We start from the raw sequence: 19633 nt of genomic DNA, 5'->3' as shown, positions 1-19633 counted from the left end.
GCAGCGAAATGTCTTCGGAAAATATATAAGAAATAGAAAAATGGATTTAACACAAGGAAGTGAAGAGTTAAAAACCTCCAGGGCAAAAAAGAATATGCTTTGGTTCGGAATTATTAGTTTAACCATGAGTTTTGCAGGACTCACAAGTGCCTATGTTGTTAGCAAGGAAAGACCCGACTGGATTTCAAGTTTTGAAATACCACAGGCCTTTTACATTGCGCTGGTCTTGATTGTTTTGAGTAGCGCTACGGTTTACTTAGCGCTACGGGCTATTAAAAAACAGCAAAACAAATTAGGAATGGTTTATCTCGTAAGCACTTTTTTATTGGGGAGCTTATTTATCTTTTTTCAGTTCAGAGGCTTCTCTGAAATAATAGCAAGCGGTTATAATTTTACCGGTCCTACCAGTAGCATTACTACTTCCTTTATCTATCTGGTAGTATTATTGCACGTTGCGCACGTTTTTGTAGGGTTGATATCTCTTTTGGTTGTAATTTATAATCATTATAAACAAAAGTATGAAAACGGTAAAACCCTTGGTGTTGAACTAGCTGCAACTTTTTGGCATTTTGTGGATATTGTATGGATTTACCTGTTTTTATTTTTATATTTCGTTAAATAAAAATTAAACGTATTTTTGAACCTTTATTTAAAACCAAATTCTTTTTATGGAAGCTACTGTTGTTAAAACAGGTACCGAAGATAAAACCTGGGGCGGCGGAAACCAACCGTTGAAAGCAAGTTATGGCAAAATGATGATGTGGTTTTTCATCGTTTCCGATGCCTTGACCTTTTCAGGTTTTCTTGCCTCTTATGGATTTTCAAGATTCAAATTTGTAGATGCCTGGCCTATTGCCGATGAAGTATTTACTCACTTTCCGTTTCTTCATGGAGTAGAAGCGCCTATGTATTATGTGGCGTTTATGACTTTTATTTTGATCTTTTCGTCCGTTACCATGGTTTTGGCTGTGGATGCGGGACACAAAATGAAACAGAATAAAGTAATTCTTTATTTGTTCCTTACTATTATTGGAGGCCTTATTTTCTTGGGCTCGCAAGCTTGGGAGTGGGCAACTTTCATTAAAGGAGACTATGGTGCAATTGAAACCAAAGGAGGGCAGATCATCCAGTTTTTGGATAAAGAAGGCGAGCGTGTGGCAATAAGGGATTTTGTGGCAATAAATGATGCTGATCGTATACCCCAGACCCGCGAAAATGGATTGTGGTTTGTACAGGACTCTGAATATTTACCAAGCGTGACCTTTAATCAAGTAAAAGAAGGATTTTTGGCAAATGATAACCTTTTGGTAAGGCTCCAACATAAAGACGAACATGGTCAGCATATTATTTTGTCAAGGGAAGAATCCATTGCCAAAGTAGTTAATGATGGTCAATTGGTTGTAGAGGGTGCAAACCTTCGCCACAACGAATATGGGCATCCACTTTTTGCAAACTTTTTCTTTTTCATTACTGGTTTTCACGGATTCCACGTTGCAACAGGAGTTCTGATTAATATTATCATATTTTTTAATGTAATATTAGGCACCTACGAACGCCGAAACAGTTACGAAATGGTAGAGAAAGTTGGACTATACTGGCACTTTGTAGATTTGGTATGGGTATTTGTATTCACATTCTTTTATCTTGTTTAGATTTCAAAAAATTTAAAAATGGCACACGAACATAAATTAGCAATCTTTAGGGGCGCTGTAAAATTCAAGTCAAACGTTAGCAAAATCTGGGGGGTTTTTATATTCCTTTCTGTCGTTACCATCATTGAGGTAGCATTGGGCATTGTCCGTCCGGACTTTTTAATAGACAATCGTTTCTTGGCTTTAAAGCTGCTTAACTGGATTTTTATCATCCTTACCATCGTAAAAGCATATTACATTACTTGGGACTTTATGCACATGCGCGATGAAACTACCGGCCTGCGTAGGGCTGTAATCTGGACTTCTATTTTCTTGATATCCTACTTAATTGTGCTGATATTGATAGAAGGCGATTATATTTTTGAAGTATATAAATCTGGATTTATTAAATTCGATTTTTAGACAATACCGAAGTTTTTAAAAAGCCCTCATTTTGAGGGTTTTTTTATGGAGTAAACTTATAAAATTAACACCTCAAATATTGCCCAACCCCCTTTTACCCTGTATTTTTGCAAAAGCAAAAAATGCTAGAAATGAAGAAGTATCTCGTCCTTGGAATTCTATTTTTACTGCCCATTACGGCCTATGTTTTTTTTGCTTCCGGAAAAAATAACTTTGCCACTTTGCCACTGCTTACACCTTCAGTCACTGAATTGCAAAATTTTGAAACACTAAACGGAAAACCTGTTCGGTTGGAAAATCATATTACGGTTTTAGGTTTCTTTGGAAGTGATTTGGAAGCGCACAGGGCATATGCTTATAATTTAGCGCATAAAATATATAGTAAAAATCATAAGTTTAACGAATTTCAGTTTGTAATTCTTCTGCCAAAAGGAACCGAGGAGCAAGCCAGAAATATTGAGGAAAAACTAAAACAAATTGCTCCCACCGATGCATGGGTTTTTGCTTTTGGGACCGCAGAAAATATAAAGCAAGTATTTCAATCGTTGAAGTCTAATATAACATTGGATGCCAATATTTCTACTCCGTATGTTTTTATAATAGATAAAGAACGCACCCTTCGCGGTCGTGATGACGATGAGGACGAAGGGGTTATGTACGGTTTTGACTCCAGCAATATAGCAGAGATAAACAATAAAATGAGCGACGATGTGAAAGTGCTTTTGGCAGAATACAGAAGAGCCCTAAAAAAGTATAACACAGAGCGGGAGAAATAAAATAGTAACAGCAACAGGTATCATTTAAAAGATGAAAAAAAATTATTCCTACATCGGTATTTCGTTTATAATCTTGGTTTTTGGAATTTGGGCAGTGCCAAAAATTATCAATACACTTTCAAAACCTGATTTAGATACAATCGGTTCCGTGCCACAATTCAGTTTTACGGACCAAAATGGAAAAACCATCACCAACTATGATTTTAAGGACAAGATATATGTAGTGGAATTTTTTTTCACCACCTGCCCGTCCATCTGTCCTATTATGACGGAGAATATGCTGAAAATACAAAATGAGTTTTTAGGAAATCCCAAAGTTGGCATCGCTTCATTTTCAATCGACCCAGAGTATGACACGCCCCAGGTTTTAAAGGAATATGCCCAAAATAAAGGGATTACCAAACCGCAATGGCATCTGCTCACTGGACCAAAAGAAGAAATTTTCAAACTTGCCAACGAAGGCTTTAACCTCTATGTAGGCGAAGCTCCCGAAGTGGAAGGCGGGTTTGAGCATTCAGGCTTTTTTGCCCTTGTGGATCAAGAAGGAAACATCCGCTCCCGAAAAGATGAAAACGGAAACCCTATCATTTATTATGATGGTTTGGAAGATAAGGGAATACAGATGCTAAAAGAAGATATTAAAAAACTGTTGTAACCTATGCAGGCTTCACCCCAAACAACGAAGAATTATAACTTGTGGATTTGGATATTCTCCATTGTCATTCCGTTGGCTGTTGCCGTTCTTTTTACGGTACGTATTCCCGGAGTAGATCGCCTTGGTTTTTTGCCGCCTATCTATGCCACAATTAATGGATTGACTGCAGTTATCTTGGTTGTTGCAGTGTATCAAATAAGAAAAGGAAACCGAAAGTTGCATGAGCGTCTGATGAAGACAGCTATCGCATGTTCTGTATTGTTTCTGGTCATGTATGTGGCCTATCATATGACCTCAGACTCCACCCCATTTGGTGGTGAAGGATTTGTCAAATATGTTTACTATTTTATCCTTTTGACGCATATATTACTGTCCATAGTTGTTATTCCTTTTGTATTGATTACGTATGTTAGGGGCATTTCGGGACAGTTCTATAAACACAGAAAAATTGCGCGAATTACATATCCGCTGTGGTTATATGTGGCGGTTACCGGAGTAATTGTTTATTTGATGATTTCGCCTTATTATTCATAGACTATGAAACTTAAAATTGCTTATATAATAATTCTTCTTTTTTTAGTGTCCATACTTCCCGCTGAGGCCCAATGCGCCATGTGCCGGGCCGTGCTTGAAAGTGAAGAAGGTGGGCAGGCAGCCAAGGGAATCAATAACGGAATAGTCTATTTAATGATCTTCCCTTATCTGTTAATTGGCGGTATTGGCTATGCTATTTACAGAAGCCGAAAAAAGGCACGCGAAGAAAAAAAATTATAGTTTTTCAAAAGAAGCTGTAACACTTACTCCCTACTATAGTCTTATAAATACTTGAGGCCATTAAAGTTTCCAAGTCTTAACAAGAATTTCACATTTGGAGGGGAATTTCCTCTTTATTTTGTAAATCAACAATTTTCAGGATGATAGAGATCAAAAACCTTCACAAGTCATATCACATGGGCAAAAATTCGCTCCATGTTTTAAAAGGAATAAATTTCACGGTTTCTGAAGGCGAAATGGTTTCAATCATGGGTTCTTCCGGTTCGGGAAAATCTACATTACTGAACATTCTCGGTATTCTTGACGAAGCAGACGAAGGCACCTACACGCTGGACGGCACCTTGATCAAGAACCTGAACGAGAGGGTGGCCGCCCGTTACAGAAACAAATTTCTGGGTTTTATCTTTCAATCCTTCAATCTTATCAATTATAAATCGGCTTTGGAAAATGTGGCCATGCCGCTCTATTACCAAGGTGTAAAACGAAACATTCGTGTGGAAAAGGCAATGCACTATCTTGAAAAAGTAGGTCTTGCCGATTGGGCTACGCATCTTCCCAACGAACTTTCCGGAGGTCAAAAACAACGTGTGGCCATTGCCCGTGCGCTTGCCAGTGACCCAAAAGTATTACTTGCCGATGAACCCACGGGAGCACTCGATACCAAAACTTCTTATGAAGTGATGGAACTCATCCAAGGCATCAATGACGAGGGAAAAACCATCCTCATTGTTACCCACGAAGACGATATAGCGCATATGACCAAGCGTATCGTAAACCTAAAAGATGGAATTATTATAGACGATTCCGTAGTAACCCAAGTACGGGCAAAAAGCGAAGCCTATGTTTAATATTGAACGCTGGCAGGAAATTTTTGAAGCAATTCGGAAAAACAAGTTGCGAACCTTTTTAACGGGGCTTTCCGTGGCATCGGGTATTTTCATTTTGGTAATTCTGCTTGCAATTGGTCAAGGAATGTCCAATGGGGTTGCAAAGGAATTTGAAAACGATGCCACCAACCGCATTAGTGTATGGACAAACGTAACTTCGGTTGAATATAAGGGATTGAACCCCGGCCGGATAATAGAAATGGACAACCGCGATTACGAAATGGCGGTTAACAAGAACAGCGAGAAGATTGAGCTAAAATCTGGCGTCTATAGCAGATGGGGCCAATTGACAACCTATAAAAAAGAAAGCGGGAGCTATAGGGTAGAAGGTGTTCGGGGAGATTATCAATTTCTTGAAAATGAAACTTTGGTCGTGGGCAGGTACATTAACCAGAACGATCTGGATTCCTTTGAAAAAAACGCGGTAATAGGCAATCAGGTCTATCTCGATCTTTTTTTGGGAAAAGAGGCGCTCGGCAAATATATTGACATTGCTGGAATAAAATTTAAGGTGGTGGGCGTTTATACCGACCCGGGCGGCGAACGGGAGGAAACCCGAATATTTATTCCGTTGACTACCGCACAGCGTGTTTACAATGCCGGCGATAAACTTCGGTCGCTTGCCTTTACCCTTCAGAAACACGATAAATATGAAGACGCTCTGGCTGCTTCCGAAGCCTTTTCAGCAGAACTGGAAGCAGATCTAAAAGCAAAACACACCATTGCCCCAAACGATGAAAGGGCCGTAAATGTGAACAATACTCTGGAAAACGCCAAACGTTTCTATGATCTCAACAATATGATCCGTTGGTTTTTTTGGGGAGTGGGTATTTGCACCATTATTGCCGGGATTGTGGGCGTTAGCAATATTATGCTCATCATCGTAAAGGAACGCACGAAGGAAATCGGCATTCGCAAGGCCATTGGGGCGCAACCTTGGTCCATTATTGGGATGATTCTTCACGAGTCTATATTCGTAACTGCCATTGCGGGGTTTGTAGGCCTTATCTTTAGCCTGATATTGCTCCAATTAGTGGGACCATTCATAGAAACAGATTACATACGCAATCCGTCCGTTGATTTTTCCGTAGCCATCACCACGGTAATCATACTCGTTGTGGCGGGAGCCGTTGCCGGTTTTTTTCCTGCGTATCGAGCCGCAAATATTAAACCCATAGAAGCTTTGCGCGATGAGTAAACTATTCAGCAGGGACAGTTGGGCCGAAATTATTGAAGCCCTTAGCAGCAACTGGTTCAGAACAGTGATGACGGCTTTTGGAGTTTTATGGGGAATTTTTATCCTCGTCATTCTCCTAGCGGCAGGCAATGGCTTGGAAAACGGCATTAAGCAGGGTTTCAACGGGATGGCCACCAACTCAATGTTTATGTGGGCCCAGACAGCTTCCCAGCCGTATAAAGGCTTGCCCAAAGGGCGCAGGTACAATTTTAAGACAGATGATGTTGATGCCATAAAACAGCAAGTGCCAGGCTTGCGCTTCGTTTCTCCAAGAAATCAATTGGGAGGCTTTCGCGGAAGCAATAATGTAGTGCGTGGCCTTCAAACCGGTGCTTTCAACGTTTATGGCGATTATCCCGAAATTATCCAACAACAGCCAATGGATATTACTTCGGGCCGTTTCATAAATTATTCTGATATAAATGAAAAACGAAAGGTGGCAATTATCGGCAGCGGGGTTCAATCTGCCCTCTACGAACCCAATGAAGAGGTAATCGGTTCCTATATAAAGATTAATGGCGTTAATTTTTTGGTCATCGGCACCTATAAAAAGAAAGGCAATAATGGCGATCCCGAAGAAATGCAGAAGGAAATCTACGTGCCATTCACCTCTTTTTCACAAGCCTTCAATATGGGCGACATTGTGGGATGGATGGCGATTACCGCGGAAGACGGCTCTTCAATAACCAACTTAAAATCGCAAATTTTCGACGTTGTCAAAACACGCCACACCATAAATCCGAACGACGAAAGAGCGGTGGGAAATTTTGACCTATATCAAGAATACAGCAAAATAAACGGATTGTTTACAGCGCTTAACTTTGTGGCCTATTTCGTTGGGATTTTGGTGCTGCTTTCTGGAATCATTGGTATCAGTAACATTATGTTGATTGTTGTAAAAGAACGCACCAAAGAAATTGGAATCCGCCGTGCTTTGGGGGCAACTCCTTGGAGCATCCGCGCCCAAGTACTGCTTGAATCCATATTTTTGACCATCATTTCAGGGATGGCGGGAATAGTTTTGGCAACTGCAGTATTGTGGTTTGTTAATTATCAACTCAGCGGCATGGACACTAGTGAAATGATGTTCATAAATCCATCGGTAAACATTGGTGTTGTGTTTATAGCGTTGACCATTTTAATAGTTTCTGGGCTATTGGCAGGATTGATTCCCGCGCAAAATGCAATAAAAGTGAAACCTGTGGAAGCATTAAGAACAGAATAAGCCGATAGAAAATGGAATTAATAAGTAATCCAAAAGTGGCGACAGTTTTTGAAAACTATCCAAAAGAAGTGAAGGCACAAATGCATCAACTTCGGGAAATGGTTTTGAAAACAGCCTCTGGAATTGATGGACTTCAAAAGCTTGAAGAAACACTGAAATGGGGTGAGCCGAGTTATTTAACAAAACACGGAAGTACCGTTAGGATGGATTGGAAGGTAAAAAATACTGGGCAGGTAGCAATATATTTCAAGTGTACATCCAAGCTGGTCCCCACATTTAAAACTCTTTATAAAGATAAATTCAATTTTGAGAACAACCGGGCTATCGTTTTCAAACTAAAAGATAAAATACCCGTAAAAGAATTAAAACATTGCATCGCCTTGGCACTTACATATCATAAAGTAAAACATTTGCCCTTGTTGGGCGCATAAAACGGATTAACGAACCATCAATTAAAGTCTATAATTTCAACAATCAAAAAAATGAAAAAATCAAAAACCATAATCATTCTTGTAACAATAGCAGTATTGTTTGCAGTTTCTATGTATTGGCTCTATTCAAAAAATATTGAAGACCCCGTGGTTTATGAAACCGAAAAGCCGGCAATGGGCTCAATAGTTAAAAAAACGGTAGCTACAGGAAGCATTGTTCCGAAGGAAGAAGTTTTAATAAAGCCGAATATTTCCGGAATTATTGACGAAATTTTTGTGGAGGCGGGTGAAATTGTAAAAGCGGGCGACCTGATTGCGAAAGTGAAAGTCGTTCCGAACGTTTCTTCATTAAATAGTGCCAAAAACAACATCAACAGCGTTCGCACCCAAGTGGAAACCGCGCGATTGGCTTTTGAAAACCAAAAAAGCATTTACAACCGTCAAAAAGAATTGTTTGAAAAAGGCGTAATCTCTGCCAATGAATTTGACAATGCACAATTGGCCTATAACCAAGCGCAGCAAAGGCTGAAGCAAGAGGAGGTTAGTTTAAGGGCGGCAAGCCAAAATTATGATATAGTGAGGACCGGAACTACCAGTGGGATGGGGGCTTCGGCAAATACCGAGATTCGCGCAACGGTTTCTGGCATGGTGCTGGATGTTCCCGTTAAAACAGGAAACCAGGTAATAGAAGCCAACAATTTTAACGATGGAACCACCATTGCTACTTTGGCCGATGTGGATAAAATGATTTTTGAAGGAAAGGTGGACGAAAGCGAAGTAGGAAAAATTAAGGAAGGTCTTCCTTTGGAAATAACCGTGGGCGCACTTCCCGACAAAACCTTTGATGCAGAGCTAGACTACATAGCACCAAAAGGCGTGGATGAAAACGGTGCCATCCAGTTTGAAATAAAAGGAACCATGAAAAATTTGGATACTACCTCAACTTTTATCCGTGCAGGCCTTAGTGCAAATGCTTCTATTATTTTGGCTAGGGCTGATGATGTTCTTACCATTAAGGAAGCCTTGGTGCAATATGATCCCAAAACACAAAAGCCCTTTGTAGAAGTTATGGTGGGCGATCAAAAATTTGAACGCAGAGAGATTGAGTTGGGTGTAAGCGATGGTATAGATGTAGAGATCAAAAGTGGTGTTTCCAAAGATGATAATATTAAGGTTTGGAACCAATTAAAACCAGCTACCGGACCAACTGGCAGGGGTTAATAGTTTAATTTTTTAAAATTTTGTAACGCAATGGCAATACAAAAGACTTATTCATCAATAGAAAAACTTATGAAGAAGATAGCAATCCCTTTCTCTTTTTTGATACTCAGCATTTCATTAACCGCCCAAACCAAACAATGGACGTTGCAGGAATGTGTAAACCATGCTTTGGAAAATAATATTTCTGTAAAACAGAGTGAGCTTGATTTAGAGCTTACAGAAGCCGATAAACTTGAGGCAATAGGGAATTTTTTACCTTCCCTCAACGCAAATGCCAGTGCCTCCAAAAACACTGGACTAAGTTTAAACCCCACCAACAATCAGTTAGAGAATACTACATTTGGTTCCGCTTCGGCTGCTATAAACGTTGGACTCACGCTTTTTGATGGATTGCGAAATGTGCGCCAATTGCAGCGTTCCAAACTCTCTGAACTTGCAGCACAATATCGTTTGGACAAGATGAAGGACGATATTGCCCTAGCGGTAGCCAATTCCTATTTACAAGTTTTGTTGAACAAGGCAAATTTGGCAGTGGCAAAATCACAAAATATTGTAACCTTGGAACAATTGGACAGAACCAATAACCTTGTGGATGCTGGTGTACTTCCTCGCGGAGATCTTTTGGAAATCAAGGCTACAGATGCTGCCGAAAAGCAACGCATTGCTGTTGCGGAGAATACGGTAAAGATTTCATTAATCAGTCTTGCACAATTACTTCTTATTAAAGACTATTCAAACTTTGATATAGCCGATGAAGAGTATAAAATTATTGATGGCGGGATTGCCGATAAGGATGTTTCAGAAATAATTGAAAGCGCTAAGGAAACGCGATCAGAAGTGAAGATAGCCCAGAAAAATGTGGATTTGGCCAAAAAAGATCTGCAGATTTCCCGTGGAGCGTATTATCCAACACTTTCGGCATTCTTTGGTTATAATACCCGTTATGCTGACAACGATCCGCTAAACCGAGAATTTATAGACCAACTGTATCTAAATGATGGTATTGGTTATGGGCTTCAACTTAATGTCCCTATTTTTAATGGTTTTACTGTAAGGAGTAATGTAAAACGCAATAAAATCAATTTAAAAAATACGGAGTATCAATTAGAGCAGGCCCAGCTTGATTTGGAGTCAAACGTTTATCAGGCCTATGTAGATGCAAATGGCGCATTGAAGGCTTACGAAGCGGCTACAGTTGCGCTGGAGTCACAGGAGTTGGCATATCAATATGCTAAAGATAGATACGATGTGGGACTTACCAATGCCTTTGACTTTAGCCAATCTAAATTGCGCTACGATAATGCAAAAATTGAAGAAAACAGGACTAAATTTGAATATATTTTTAAATTGAAGGTTCTGGAGCTATACTTTGGAGTTCCGGCCAACGAATTAAAATTTTAAATATGAAGAAAAAAACACTCGTTTGGGTTATTGTTGCAGTAGTAGTACTGATGGCTTTTTTACTTATTGGGAAAAAAGCTGGTTGGTTTGGAAAATCAGGTAATTTCAAAGAGGTGGAAGTTGCCCAGATTTCTGCAATTGATATTGTTGAAACGGTAGCGGCCACGGGGAAAATTCAACCCGAAATTGAAGTTGCACTTTCTTCAGAAGTCTCGGGAGAAATTATTGAACTTCCTGTTAAGGAAGGGCAAACAGTTGAGAAAGGCGATTTGTTGGTAAAAATAAACCCAGACCTTATCCAAGCTGCCGTAAGTCAATCGCAAGCAGGTCTTCAAAACGTTCGGGCACAATATGCACAAGCACAAGCCAGTGAAAAAAACGCTCGGTTGAATTACGAAAGAAACAAAGCACTATTTGAAAAAGGTGTCATTTCCAAGTCTGAATGGGACAGATCTGTTGCAGATTACGATATGGCCAAGGCAAATTCAAAAGCTGCTTATTATAATGTTCAAAGTGCTTCGGCAAACGTGAAGCAGTCTGTGGACAACCTTTCAAGAACAACCATTTATGCGCCCATGAGCGGAACCATTTCAAAGCTTTCTGTAGAATTGGGCGAAAGGGTAGTAGGTACCGCACAAATGGCAGGAACCGAAATCGTGCGTGTTGCCAACCTTCAAAATATGGAAGTGGAAGTAGATGTAAACGAAAACGATATCGTAAAAGTTTCCGTGGGCGATTCTACAATTGTTGAGGTAGACGCTTACTTAAAACGTGAATTTAAAGGAATTGTAACCGAAATAGCCAATAGTGCCGAAAGCGCCCTCACTGCAGATCAGGTTACAAATTTCAAAGTAAAAGTTCGTATTCTTCCTGAATCATACAAAGATCTTACCGAAGGCAAACCTGAAAGTTTTTCGCCTTTCCGTCCGGGCATGACCGCTACCGTTGATATAATTACGAATAAAAAGAAAAATATCATTGGTGTACCCATCAGTTCAGTGGTTATAAAAACTGACACGACAGACACAAAAAAATCATATACAACTAATGAAACTTCAACCGCAACTGCTGAAAAATTTGAGGTTGTATATGTAAAAGAAGGGAATGAGGCAAAGCTACGCGTTGTAAAGACGGGAATTCAAGACGATTCAAACATTGAAATAATCTCAGGACTGAAAGAAGGCGAAACCGTAATCACGGGGCCTTATAACACAGTTACAAAATCGCTGAAACAGGGAGATAAAGTTGAGGTTTCTTCAGCTGAAGAGAATAAAAAAGATAAATAATGGCGGTTATTCTATGTCTTGAAACTGCAACTACCAATTGCTCCGTAGCAATCGCGGTTGATGGTGAGGTAAAAGCAATTCGCGAAGAGAACAATCAAAAATTTTCCCACGCAGAAAAACTTCACGTCTTTATTGAAGAAGTTTTGAGCGAAGCTAAAGTTGATAAAAAAAAGCTTGAAGCTGTTGCGGTAAGCAAGGGGCCAGGGTCTTATACAGGTCTTCGTATTGGCGTTTCGGCCGCAAAGGGATTGTGTTTTGCATTGGATATTCCCCTGATTTCAACGCCCACTTTAGAGGTTTTAGCCCAACAAGTGAATACATCTAATAGCCACATAATTCCACTGCTTGATGCCCGAAGGATGGAAGTTTATTCTGCCGTATTTAATTCAGATAAAAAGCAAGTACGTGAAACTAAGGCTGAAATTTTAAAGGAAGATTCATTTGCCGACTTTTTGGAAAAAGGGAAAACCATTTTTATTGGTGACGGCGCAGTAAAATTTGAAGCAATTTGCAAACATAAAAACGCTGTCTTTCAAAATGATTTGTTTCCTTCTTCAGCAGATATGGTAAGTTTGGCAGAAGCTAAATACAAAATAAGCGACACAGAAAATGTCGCTTATTTTGAGCCTTTTTATTTAAAGGAATTTATGATGGGGTAAACTTATAACAAGGAATCGAAATAGGCAATTGTCTTGACCAAATCTGCTTCCTTATCAAGATCGATATTGTTGTCTTTTATGTATTTTTTCATTTCGTTCTTTTTACTATCCATCATTTTTAAAATCTTGGATTTGCTATTTGGCATCTCCAAAAAACTGCCGTCCTTTACCAAATAATAAGTAGTTGCCTTCACAAATGATGGAGGTGTATCTTGCTGGTATGATGTTTGTGCTTTTTTTGGCTCTCTATATTCGGCTTTTGTTTTTTTATACAAATCATATGTTTTTCCGTCATTCAATACATTGAAATAGCCTCCTTTTTCATTTGAGCCGTTAAAAGGTACAAAAACATAAATTTCGTTCATTATCTTCACGAAGATGTCTGGCGATTTAATGAGCGCACTGTAATTTTCATCAGAAACATTTTTCTTTATTTCAATTTCATCTGCATAAGCGTTGTAACGCATAGGCACATCATCTTTTATTAACTGATCTTCCTGAAATATTTTCCCCTGTAAAAAATTGGGATTTGCATAAGCCTCATCTTTAATAGCAGCAAACTGCGCCTCGGTAAGACCAAAAGCCAATGATTTTTCATTTATGTCAATAGTTCGGTCATAAACACTGGTGTAGCTACTTTGTCTGGCTTGGGAAAACATTGAAATTGCCATTAAGACAAAAGAGGCCGTAAATATTATTTTTTTCATTTTTGATTTTTTAATTTGTTTTATAAAAATATGAATAATTCCTACAAATTTAAGGATTTATTTCTTTAAAGTTTCCAAATTAAAATGGTGTACATCGCGTTGTGGATAAGGTATGGAGATTCCAGCAGCTTCGAGTCTCATTTTTCCTTCCTCCAGAATTAACCAGCGCAGGTTCCAGAAATCTTCATTTTTGGACCAATAACGCACAGTAAGGTTTACGGAGCTATCGCCCAATTCGGCAACGGCGACCATCGGCATTTTGTCTTCAAGTGTTAGGACCGTTTCCTGTTCCGATACCAAATTCAAAAGAATTTCCTTGGCTTGCTTTATATTGTCGTCATAGCCTATTCCAAAGGTCAAGTTTTCGTGCCTAATGCCTTCTATGGTATAATTTATAATATTGTCATTGCTCAGCTTTCCATTTGGGATTATGGCAAGCTGGTTTCCAAAGGTGGTCAACTTTGTATTGAATATCGAAATCTCCTTTACCGTCCCGTCAACACCTTGGGCACTTATAAAATCGCCTACGCGAAATGGTTTTATCAATAAGATAAGGACACCTCCGGCAAAATTGGCCAGTGATCCTTGCAGCGCCAGTCCCACGGCAAGTCCCGCGGCACCAATAATCGCAACCAAAGAGGCAGATTCAACGCCCAGTTGCGTAATGACCAATACGAAGAGGACAATTTTAAGCCCCCAATTAATAAGGCTGGCAATGAAGTTCTCCAGCGTGGGGTCATATTCCTTTTTGTCAAAAAACCGCTTTATAAAACCATTCAGGATTTTTATCAGCCACAGTCCTAGGAACAGCATTAAAACTGCCCCAATAACATTAGGTAAAAAATCTATTAGTTTTTGTCCATACTTTTCAATATAAATATCCAAGTCTTTGAATTTGTCCATAAAGTTTATTCGTTTTTGTTTAATGATTCAATTGCAATTTTTGGGTCCTTTATCGGGAGTTTGCAAGTATTGTTTTTGCAAACATAAATAAGGGTTTCGTTGGGCACAAATCTATTTTGGAATAGCGGCCCGTTGTTTTCTTCTCTGCTGCCCGCAATTATTTTATTGGGAAGATAATGTTTGTTTATGTTTTTTACTTTTTCATCTACATCTTCTCCTATAATTACTACCTCGTAAAAATTGTTTTTAAAGTTCAGCAATAGGTCCAGCCAATTGGAAAATCCGCTGGGATACTGCATAATCTCTGTGGAGACATTCTTTAGCATTTGCTGCGAAATTGCTTCAAAACCGGTATTTTCAAAGTATTTTGAGAGCAGAAATAGGTTTTTTGCCATCGCGGAATTTGAGGCTGGAATTACATTGTCGCGATATTCAAAGTTTCGGCTTACGATGGCTGGGTCCTTTTTTGAAGTGAAATAAAACATGTGTTTTTCCGAATCAAAGAAATTGTCAATCGCATATTCGGTCATTTTCTTTGAAAGGTGGAGCCATTGTTCATCCAGCGTGGTTTGATACAGGGCTATAAAAGCTTCAATAGTGAAGGCATAATCCTCCAAAAAACCGTTGATACTACTTTTGCCGTCTTTGTAATTATGAAACAGTGCTCCGTTTTCCTGCAGTTGTTTTTCAGCAATGAACTTTGCATTTTTAATGGCGCTGTTTAAATACGCTTCTTTCCCAAAAACTTTATAGGCGTCTGAGTACCCTTTAAGCATCAGCGCATTCCAAGAAGTAAGGGTTTTGTCGTCCAAACGCGGTTTTGGCCTTTGGTTGCGATAGGCGCGCAGTGTTTCTTTCCAGCTTTTCTTTTTCTGCTGAAATACTTCGGAAGTAAGTTCAAATTCCCGCTCAATCTCCGCATCCGTTTTTTTTCGGATTAGCACGTAATTGTCTTTTTCCCAATGTCCGAAACTGTTTACATTATAATATTCCTTAAATATTTCGAAATCGTCTTTTAGCAACCGCCGCAATTCTTCCGAAGTGAAAACATAGAAAGCGCCCTCTTCCAGAGCTCCCTTTTTATTTTTGCTGTCTGCGTCGAGCGAGGAGTAAAAACCGCCTTCGCTATTGGTCATTTCACGTGTTATAAAATTTAAGGTTTCCTCAACTACATCATTATAAAGCGGATTTTGCGTAACTGAAAATGCATTGCTGTAAAGAGTGACGAGTTGGGCATTGTCATACAGCATTTTTTCAAAATGGGGCACGTGCCATTTTTCATCGGTACTATAGCGGGCAAAGCCCCCGCCAATTTGATCATAAAGACCGCCGAACGCCATTTTATCCAAGCTCAGGGTTGCGTATGCCAATAGCTCATCATCTTTTTCTGAAACGGCCTGTCTTAATAAAAACTCCAGATTATTGGGCATCATAAACTTCGGAGCGCCTTTGAAGCCGCCATTTCTTTCATCAAATTGGTTGGACCATTTCGATACAATTTCCGCAACCGGAAAATTTTTAAAGTTGACGGTTTCGGTTTTTAATTCAATGAGGTCCATGGTTTTAATGCCTTCTTCCAGTCGGTTGGCGTAGGCAATCAGTTTTTCGGGCTCGCTTTTGTAAACTTCCTGTATCTGCTCCAGCGCATTTATCCAGTCATTTTTTCTGAAATACGTACCGCCCCAAACGGGTCGGCCATCAGGCAGGGTTACCACGTTCAGCGGCCAGCCGGCACTGCCGGTCATCAATTGCACGGCATTTATGTAGGTTTGGTCCACATCTGGTCTTTCCTCCCTATCTACTTTTACGGAAATATAATGTTGGTTCATCACGGCGGCCACCGTGCTGTCCTCAAAACTTTCGTGCTCCATAACGTGGCACCAGTGGCAAGCGGCATAGCCAATGCTCACGACCATCAGCTTTTTTTCCTTTTTGGCCTGTTGTAGGGTTGCTTCGTTCCAAGCCTTCCAGTGTACCGGATTGTGCGCGTGCTGCAGCAGGTAGGGGCTGGATTCCGAAATTAAATCGTTTGTAAATTTGTGTGTTTCCAAATTATTTTTTGTTGAAGAATTGCAACCGATCAGAATTTGCAGTGCCAAAAAAACCAGTATCGATCGCATAATAACTTTTCAGAAAAACAAAAATACGCTTTTGACATATCAAAAGCGTATTGAGTCTAAGCGATAAAAATCTTATTTCACTTCAAAAGTGATCTTAACATTTACGCGAAACTGGGTAATGTTGTCCCCGTCCACAACGCAAGTTTGTTCATTTATATAGGCGGAGCGTATGTTTTTTACACTTTTGGATGCTTCCTTTACTGCGTTTCTGGTAGCGTCTTCCCAGCTTTGGCTAGAGTTTGCTAGCACTTCAATTACTTTTAATACTGCCATAATTATTTTTTGGTTTTGGGTTAAAATTCAGTGAACCCCTAAATTACAATTATTAAGCGCTAATTTTCAGAAAATTAAGTTAAAAGAGAAGTTTCTAAACCTTATCCGTTAATGGCCACCACTTGCTGTACTTGGCCGCGTAGCATTTCCTTCAGCATGGTTTCAATGCCGTTTTTCAGAGTGATCGTGGAAGACGGGCAACCGCTGCAAGCCCCTTGAAGAATTACCTTCACCGTTTTGGTCTCTGTATTGAAAGAATCAAACATAATATGGCCGCCGTCGCTTGCCACGGCCGGTTTCACATATTCATCGAGAATGGAGATTATTTCTTTTTCAAGGTCGGTGTATGCTTTGGGAGAATTTTGGGAAGTATTTGTTGAGGTAGATTTATTTTCAGCAATATTTGTAGCGTTCAATACTTCATCGTTCAATACAGGTTTTCCTTCCTCGATAAATTTTCTGATGAATTCCCGCAGTTCTGATGAAATATCCTGCCATTGCGCTACATCATATTTCATAACCGAAACGTAGTTCGCGCTTATAAAAACTTCTTTCACAAATGGAAAGCTGAACAGGGCTTTGGCCAATGGTGAATGGATGGCTTCGTCAATATTTTTAAATTCAAAAGTTCCCGATGCCAAGGATTTGTTGGCAACAAATTTCATAACACTGGGATTTGGAGTGCTTTCCGCATAAATACTTACCGGAGATTTTTTTACTGTGCTTTCTTCTGAAATTACAGGTTTCCCAGTATTTAAGTACTCTAAAATCGAATTGGCTACTTCTTGTTGAACATCTTCCCATTCAACAATATTATATTTTTCAATTGCGATAAAATTTTGGGAGATATAGACTGTTTTGACGAAAGGCAAATAAAAAAGCTGTTGCGCTAACGCACTTGGTTTTGCTTCATCTATATTTTTGAATTCGTAGCTGGAAGAGCGTGATAGAAAAGAGTTAGCTGTGAATTTAACAATATTCGGATTGGAAGTTTGAGAAATTTCTATGTTAAATTGGGACATTTACTTGTTTTTTTTTGCGAAAATATAAAAAGAAAAACAATGTATTCAATATATTTGGCACTGTAATACCCAGATTTATGAAAAAATTAATACTTCTCTTAACGTTTGTATTTCCTCTTTTCGTTTTTTCACAACCAGTTACGTTATTCCAGCAGTTTAACGGTAGGTATGATTTTACGGCAGTAGGGAATACCTTAAATGCTCAACCAAACTTTAACGGGTATTGTGGACAACTCCTTCAAAGTAGCGCCAGTTTGTCCTTAACGCCAGGTCAAACTTTTGTATCAGCTCATTTGTATTGGGGTTCTATTGGTACTGGAGATTTTGATGTTTCGTTAAACGGAACACCCATTAGCGCGCAGCGTATTTTTAGCCACACTTTTAATGGAGACCCCTATTTTTCTGCCTATGCTGATGTTACTGCATTAGTGGGAGCTACCGGTAATGGTACTTATACCTTTGCTGATATGGATGTACAGTCATTGCTTCCTGGGTATTGTGGAACCAATTTCGGGGGCTGGGCCATTTATGTTATTTATGAAGATCCTTCATTATTGCTAAATCAAATAAGTCTTTTTGACGGTTTAGAAAGCGTTTCGGCCAATAATAATAACCTCAGTATCACATTAACCAATATTGATGTAAGTTCAGATATTCTTTCAAAAATTGGTTTTTTAGCATGGGAAGGAGAAGAAGAAATTGCTAATGGAGAAAGTTTATATATCAATGGAACACTAATAGATAATCCCCCATTAAATCCTTCAAATAATGCTTTTAATGGGACTAATACCTATACAAATTCTAATGTGAATTATAATATGGATTTGGACTATTATGATTTGACAGGAATTGTAAATCAAGGGGATACAACTATCCTCATTGAATTAGAATCTTTGCAGGATTTTATCATGGTAAACAACATCATTACCAGTGTAAATTCTGAACTTCCAGATGCTACTATAGAAATTGATGATTTGGGGGTTTTATGCGATAACAATAATATTGATGTAGAATACACTGTTTATAATGTAAATAGCACCAATGAGTTGCCTGCAAATACTCCTATTGCTTTCTACGCCGATGCAGTGCTTATAGGCCAAACCACTACAACAAATATCATTCCTATGGGTGGTTCTGAAAGTGGAACAATTACACTTAACATTCCGATAGCCACTCCTAATAATTTTAATTTAAGAGCTGTAGTTGATGATATTGGTAATGGAACCGGTATTGTAGCAGAAACCGACGAATCAAATAACGAATTCATTTATCCAGTTGATCTTAGTACGGCTGGTATTTTGCTTGATCCAGGCCCAGCTTGTTTGGGCAGACCGGTTATTTTAGATTCTGGAGTTACCGATCCTCCATTTAACATTCAGTGGTTTAGAAATGGTACCCCCATTCCAGGAGCTACCAATGCTACCCTTACCGTTACAACAGATGGTATATATTCGGTTGAAGCAGTAGATGGTATTTGCAGGGTAGATAGTAATTCAGTTGTAATTACTTTTAGACCCCAGCCGGTTGCTAACCCAGCGGTCGATCTTTACCAGTGCGACTACGGCACGACCGCGGGAGTCTTCAACCTGACGGACAACGACGCGAACATTTTGGGGGCGCAGGACCCTGCATTGTTCACGATAAAGTACTACCAGAGCTACCAGGACAGTTTTGACGATGTCAACGAGATCCTCGGGGGGGTTCACATCATCGTCCCCCCCTCGCCGCAGACGATCTATGCGCGGATCGAGGACAACAGCGGGAGCTGTTTCGACCTTACGGACTTCCGCATCTACTTCAGCCGCGCGATCGCTGGGATCGTTCCCGTGAACGCGAGCTACTGCGATTCCGACGGGGATGGCGGGGAGTTCGTTGACCTTGCGGTGGAGTTCAACTCCCTGGTGCTCGACGGCGAGCCCTCCTCGGGCTACAACATTACCTACCATGGCAGCCAGGCCGATGCGGACAATGGCGTCAATGCCCATCCCAACCCCTATTTCGT

Annotated in this window: 21 protein-coding genes; 16 read left to right on the top strand and 5 right to left on the bottom strand. The window is 39.7% G+C overall.

The features are described 5' to 3' along the window. Positions 1–40 precede the first annotated feature (40 nt). From LS48_RS02885 to tsaB, 15 genes are all read left to right on the top strand, one after another. Entirely contained in the window at positions 41–622 is a 582-nt protein-coding gene (locus LS48_RS02885) for a cytochrome c oxidase subunit 3 (protein WP_062619831.1), read from the top strand. 46 nt (positions 623–668) lie between these two features. Beyond that, a complete protein-coding gene (locus LS48_RS02880; RefSeq protein WP_062619830.1) occupies positions 669–1652 on the top strand; it encodes a cytochrome c oxidase subunit 3 in 984 nt (327 codons plus the stop codon). Positions 1653–1670: 18 nt separating this feature from the next. Then, complete coding sequence (locus tag LS48_RS02875) at positions 1671–2054, top strand: cytochrome C oxidase subunit IV family protein (RefSeq protein WP_062619829.1); 384 nt, start codon at positions 1671–1673, stop codon at positions 2052–2054. 131 nt (positions 2055–2185) lie between these two features. Next, positions 2186–2830 carry a hypothetical protein gene (locus tag LS48_RS02870; RefSeq protein WP_062619828.1) on the top strand — a complete coding sequence of 215 codons (645 nt, stop codon included), beginning with the start codon at positions 2186–2188 and terminating at the stop codon, positions 2828–2830. Positions 2831–2861: 31 nt separating this feature from the next. Beyond that, positions 2862–3485 (top strand): SCO family protein, encoded by a 624-nt coding sequence (locus LS48_RS02865; RefSeq protein WP_062619827.1) that lies wholly within the window; start codon positions 2862–2864, stop codon positions 3483–3485. Between the two features lie 3 nt (positions 3486–3488). Beyond that, positions 3489–4019 carry a DUF420 domain-containing protein gene (locus LS48_RS02860; protein ID WP_062619821.1) on the top strand — a complete coding sequence of 177 codons (531 nt, stop codon included), beginning with the start codon at positions 3489–3491 and terminating at the stop codon, positions 4017–4019. A gap of 3 nt (positions 4020–4022) precedes the next feature. After that, a complete protein-coding gene (locus tag LS48_RS02855) occupies positions 4023–4259 on the top strand; it encodes a hypothetical protein (RefSeq protein ID WP_062619819.1) in 237 nt (78 codons plus the stop codon). 140 nt (positions 4260–4399) lie between these two features. Next, complete coding sequence (locus LS48_RS02850; protein ID WP_062619817.1) at positions 4400–5107, top strand: ABC transporter ATP-binding protein; 708 nt, start codon at positions 4400–4402, stop codon at positions 5105–5107. Continuing rightward, positions 5100–6344, top strand: a complete 1245-nt coding sequence (locus tag LS48_RS02845) for an ABC transporter permease (RefSeq protein WP_062619815.1) — start codon at positions 5100–5102, stop codon at positions 6342–6344. The genes LS48_RS02850 and LS48_RS02845 overlap by 8 nt, the downstream gene beginning before the upstream one ends. After that, a complete protein-coding gene (locus LS48_RS02840; RefSeq protein WP_062619813.1) occupies positions 6337–7608 on the top strand; it encodes an ABC transporter permease in 1272 nt (423 codons plus the stop codon). The genes LS48_RS02845 and LS48_RS02840 overlap by 8 nt, the downstream gene beginning before the upstream one ends. 11 nt (positions 7609–7619) lie before the next feature. Beyond that, entirely contained in the window at positions 7620–8039 is a 420-nt protein-coding gene (locus tag LS48_RS02835; protein ID WP_062619811.1) for a DUF1801 domain-containing protein, read from the top strand. A gap of 51 nt (positions 8040–8090) precedes the next feature. After that, positions 8091–9260: an efflux RND transporter periplasmic adaptor subunit gene (locus LS48_RS02830; protein ID WP_062619809.1), complete on the top strand. Its 1170-nt coding sequence runs from the start codon at positions 8091–8093 to the stop codon at positions 9258–9260. A 69-nt stretch (positions 9261–9329) separates the two neighbouring features. Then, the gene (locus LS48_RS02825; RefSeq protein ID WP_062620640.1) at positions 9330–10661 is read left to right on the top strand and encodes a TolC family protein; all 1332 of its coding nucleotides are present in this window, start codon (positions 9330–9332) and stop codon (positions 10659–10661) included. A 2-nt stretch (positions 10662–10663) separates the two neighbouring features. Then, positions 10664–11947, top strand: a complete 1284-nt coding sequence (locus LS48_RS02820; protein WP_062619807.1) for an efflux RND transporter periplasmic adaptor subunit — start codon at positions 10664–10666, stop codon at positions 11945–11947. Next, a complete protein-coding gene (gene tsaB / locus LS48_RS02815) occupies positions 11947–12606 on the top strand; it encodes a tRNA (adenosine(37)-N6)-threonylcarbamoyltransferase complex dimerization subunit type 1 TsaB (RefSeq protein WP_062619805.1) in 660 nt (219 codons plus the stop codon). The genes LS48_RS02820 and tsaB overlap by 1 nt, the downstream gene beginning before the upstream one ends. A 2-nt stretch (positions 12607–12608) precedes the next feature. Here tsaB and LS48_RS02810 read toward each other — a convergent pair whose 3' ends face one another. The 5 genes from LS48_RS02810 to LS48_RS02790 all read right to left on the bottom strand — a co-directional run bounded on the left by LS48_RS02810 (position 12609) and on the right by LS48_RS02790 (position 17631). Continuing rightward, entirely contained in the window at positions 12609–13313 is a 705-nt protein-coding gene (locus LS48_RS02810; protein WP_062619803.1) for a hypothetical protein, read from the bottom strand. A gap of 57 nt (positions 13314–13370) precedes the next feature. Beyond that, positions 13371–14216 carry a mechanosensitive ion channel family protein gene (locus LS48_RS02805; protein WP_062619802.1) on the bottom strand — a complete coding sequence of 282 codons (846 nt, stop codon included), beginning with the start codon at positions 14214–14216 and terminating at the stop codon, positions 13371–13373. A gap of 5 nt (positions 14217–14221) precedes the next feature. After that, entirely contained in the window at positions 14222–16336 is a 2115-nt protein-coding gene (locus LS48_RS02800) for a thioredoxin domain-containing protein (protein WP_062619799.1), read from the bottom strand. Between the two features lie 72 nt (positions 16337–16408). Further along, entirely contained in the window at positions 16409–16609 is a 201-nt protein-coding gene (locus LS48_RS02795) for a dodecin family protein (protein WP_045079013.1), read from the bottom strand. Between the two features lie 101 nt (positions 16610–16710). Then, a complete protein-coding gene (locus tag LS48_RS02790) occupies positions 16711–17631 on the bottom strand; it encodes a NifU family protein (protein ID WP_062619798.1) in 921 nt (306 codons plus the stop codon). Between the two features lie 77 nt (positions 17632–17708). Here LS48_RS02790 and LS48_RS02785 point away from each other — a divergent pair. After that, positions 17709–19633, top strand: a 1925-nt coding sequence (locus LS48_RS02785) for an FIDD domain-containing protein (RefSeq protein WP_131807686.1), incomplete at its 3' end; no start/stop codon positions are given.

Source organism: Aequorivita aquimaris, assembly GCF_001573155.1.
In the GTDB taxonomy this organism is placed as follows: Bacteria; Bacteroidota; Bacteroidia; order Flavobacteriales; family Flavobacteriaceae; genus Aequorivita; species Aequorivita aquimaris.
Note: the sequence above shows the minus strand (reverse complement) of the source record. Positions and strands in the feature narration are given on the sequence as shown.

What these genes read in the sequence shown, in the direction of transcription:
- LS48_RS02885 (WP_062619831.1), top strand. Translation starts at nt 41, where the DNA reads ATGGATTTAACACAAGGAAGTGAAGAGTTAAAAACCTCCAGGGCAAAA.
- LS48_RS02880 (WP_062619830.1), top strand. Translation starts at nt 669, where the DNA reads ATGGAAGCTACTGTTGTTAAAACAGGTACCGAAGATAAAACCTGGGGC.
- LS48_RS02875 (WP_062619829.1), top strand. Translation starts at nt 1,671, where the DNA reads ATGGCACACGAACATAAATTAGCAATCTTTAGGGGCGCTGTAAAATTC.
- LS48_RS02870 (WP_062619828.1), top strand. Translation starts at nt 2,186, where the DNA reads ATGAAGAAGTATCTCGTCCTTGGAATTCTATTTTTACTGCCCATTACG.
- LS48_RS02865 (WP_062619827.1), top strand. Translation starts at nt 2,862, where the DNA reads ATGAAAAAAAATTATTCCTACATCGGTATTTCGTTTATAATCTTGGTT.
- LS48_RS02860 (WP_062619821.1), top strand. Translation starts at nt 3,489, where the DNA reads ATGCAGGCTTCACCCCAAACAACGAAGAATTATAACTTGTGGATTTGG.
- LS48_RS02855 (WP_062619819.1), top strand. Translation starts at nt 4,023, where the DNA reads ATGAAACTTAAAATTGCTTATATAATAATTCTTCTTTTTTTAGTGTCC.
- LS48_RS02850 (WP_062619817.1), top strand. Translation starts at nt 4,400, where the DNA reads ATGATAGAGATCAAAAACCTTCACAAGTCATATCACATGGGCAAAAAT.
- LS48_RS02845 (WP_062619815.1), top strand. Translation starts at nt 5,100, where the DNA reads ATGTTTAATATTGAACGCTGGCAGGAAATTTTTGAAGCAATTCGGAAA.
- LS48_RS02840 (WP_062619813.1), top strand. Translation starts at nt 6,337, where the DNA reads ATGAGTAAACTATTCAGCAGGGACAGTTGGGCCGAAATTATTGAAGCC.
- LS48_RS02835 (WP_062619811.1), top strand. Translation starts at nt 7,620, where the DNA reads ATGGAATTAATAAGTAATCCAAAAGTGGCGACAGTTTTTGAAAACTAT.
- LS48_RS02830 (WP_062619809.1), top strand. Translation starts at nt 8,091, where the DNA reads ATGAAAAAATCAAAAACCATAATCATTCTTGTAACAATAGCAGTATTG.
- LS48_RS02825 (WP_062620640.1), top strand. Translation starts at nt 9,330, where the DNA reads ATGAAGAAGATAGCAATCCCTTTCTCTTTTTTGATACTCAGCATTTCA.
- LS48_RS02820 (WP_062619807.1), top strand. Translation starts at nt 10,664, where the DNA reads ATGAAGAAAAAAACACTCGTTTGGGTTATTGTTGCAGTAGTAGTACTG.
- tsaB (WP_062619805.1), top strand. Translation starts at nt 11,947, where the DNA reads ATGGCGGTTATTCTATGTCTTGAAACTGCAACTACCAATTGCTCCGTA.
- LS48_RS02810 (WP_062619803.1), bottom strand. Translation starts at nt 13,313, where the DNA reads ATGAAAAAAATAATATTTACGGCCTCTTTTGTCTTAATGGCAATTTCA.
- LS48_RS02805 (WP_062619802.1), bottom strand. Translation starts at nt 14,216, where the DNA reads ATGGACAAATTCAAAGACTTGGATATTTATATTGAAAAGTATGGACAA.
- LS48_RS02800 (WP_062619799.1), bottom strand. Translation starts at nt 16,336, where the DNA reads ATGCGATCGATACTGGTTTTTTTGGCACTGCAAATTCTGATCGGTTGC.
- LS48_RS02795 (WP_045079013.1), bottom strand. Translation starts at nt 16,609, where the DNA reads ATGGCAGTATTAAAAGTAATTGAAGTGCTAGCAAACTCTAGCCAAAGC.
- LS48_RS02790 (WP_062619798.1), bottom strand. Translation starts at nt 17,631, where the DNA reads ATGTCCCAATTTAACATAGAAATTTCTCAAACTTCCAATCCGAATATT.